This is a genomic window from Vibrio sp. 2132-1, assembly GCF_033344315.1.
Map to the genome: position 1 here is coordinate 1 of NZ_JAWPON010000072.1, position 1,241 is coordinate 1,241.

Consider the following 1,241-nt stretch of genomic DNA (forward strand, 5'->3'; position numbering starts at 1 on the left):
TCCTGCACCTGCGGCAGCTCCATCACCTTCTGCACCGTACGCTTGATGTAATCGGCCTCATGGCCCGTCTTGCGCTCCATGATGGCGGGGCTGGCCTCGGCCATGGCCTTGCCGATCTCGTCCGGCTCCCGGCCCTTGCTGGCCAGCTTCATGGCCGCGATAAAGTCGCACTTGCTGAGGTCGTCACCGTACCGCTTGACCAGCCCGGCCATTTCGCTGCGGTAACACCTGAGTTAAGCCGCGCCGCGAAGCGGCGTCGGCTTGGACGAATTGTTAGGCCGCATATCGCGACCTGAAAGCGGCACGCAAGACCTCAACCTTTTCCGCCCCGAGTGAGGTGCATGCGAGCCTGTAGGACTCTATGTGCTTTGTAGGCCAGTCCACTGGTGGTACTTCATCGGCATAGTAAAAGTAATCCCAGATGATCGCCTCCCAGCTGTTACAACGGACTGGCCGCCCGGCGATGACGCCCTCAGCCGCCTCTGGGCACGAGCCCTGCGGAGCCTCCGCGATTTCATACGCTTCGTCTGCCCACCAAGCAGGTTCGCAGTCAAGTAACTCATCCCCGATCTCCGCTAAGAATCCATAGTCCAACTCCTCCATGACGCGCCCGCCGAGCATTTCAACTATTGCCTCGAGCTCGCCGCGCCTCTCGCCGGGAAACGTCAGATCAATATCATCGTGCTTGCGTGTTACACGCCCTAGCCGTGCATCGATCGCCCAGCCCCCACCGATCCAGAGCGGCAGATTTCGCTCATCTGCCGCAGCTAGAATTTTGTGTATCAATGTGACCTGCGTTGTGTCCATGCGGCCTAACGGTTTGGGCTATGGGCAGTGGCGGTTTGCGTGAGCCTTTCCTGTCAAACCGAGAAAACGCTCGGGCGGGCTACCGACTTTGCAAATTGCACTTCAACCCGCCATTGCCTATGAGCCAGTGTTAGCGGTAGTTTTTTATTTATTCAAATAGTAATCCCACGTTATTTTTGCAATGTCTGAAATAATCTTTTCATTAATTTCCGAAGTTTCTTTGGACTCTGCAACAAATACGCTTATAAAAATTAATTGTCCATTCGGTAAAGTAATTACCCCAACATCATTAGTGGCTGCTGCAATTCCATTATTTATTCCGGAAGTCCCTGTTTTATGAGCAACAATTGTATTCTTTGGTAATTGTCCTTTTAATCGGTTACTTCCTGTTGTTGTTTCTCTCATAATTTTCCAAATAAAATCATAACTTTTTT

General features: G+C 52.5%; 3 protein-coding genes. All 3 read right to left on the reverse strand.

What is annotated here, in order from left to right; translation table 11 throughout:
- On the reverse strand, positions 1-212 hold a 212-nt coding region (locus tag R8N47_RS23495; RefSeq protein WP_318185891.1), incomplete at its 3' end, for a hypothetical protein.
- Between the two features lie 61 nt (positions 213-273).
- Entirely contained in the window at positions 274-807 is a 534-nt protein-coding gene (aadB, locus tag R8N47_RS23500; RefSeq protein WP_000381802.1) for an aminoglycoside nucleotidyltransferase ANT(2'')-Ia, read from the reverse strand.
- A gap of 144 nt (positions 808-951) precedes the next feature.
- Positions 952-1,241 (reverse strand): serine hydrolase (locus R8N47_RS23505; protein ID WP_318185892.1); only part of this gene is annotated, 290 nt, incomplete at its 5' end.